The sequence below is a fragment of the Streptomyces sp. P17 genome, assembly GCF_032436805.1.
GTDB lineage: Bacteria > Actinomycetota > Actinomycetes > Streptomycetales > Streptomycetaceae > Streptomyces.
Genome location: NZ_JAVRBF010001014.1, coordinates 1 through 262, shown reverse-complemented (window position 1 = coordinate 262; position 262 = coordinate 1). Strand labels below are relative to the sequence as shown.

At 48.9% G+C, this 262-nt stretch carries 1 protein-coding gene; it reads left to right on the top strand.

The window, feature by feature from the left end; translation table 11 throughout:
* Positions 1–112 precede the first annotated feature (112 nt).
* Positions 113–262 (top strand): DNA cytosine methyltransferase (locus tag RMT89_RS46350; protein WP_399499033.1); only part of this gene is annotated, 150 nt, incomplete at its 3' end.

Sequence of the window (262 nt, the reverse complement as noted above, 5' to 3'; positions counted from 1 at the left end):
GCCGTGCCGTTCGTCAGCATGGTAATGAAAGCATGGTCGAGCGAACTACGGTTTACGGTTGTTTGCCGGGTCTGCCGATTGAAGGTTATGGACGTGCGCAGGGGTATGGAGAATGAAAGTATTATCGTTGTTTGACGGAATTTCATGCGGTCAGGTCGCCTTGGAGCGTGCAGGCTTCAAACCATCGCTTTATATGGCGTCGGAAATAGACAAAGACGCAATCAAGGTTGCAAGGGATAATTACCCGAATACGCTACATTTA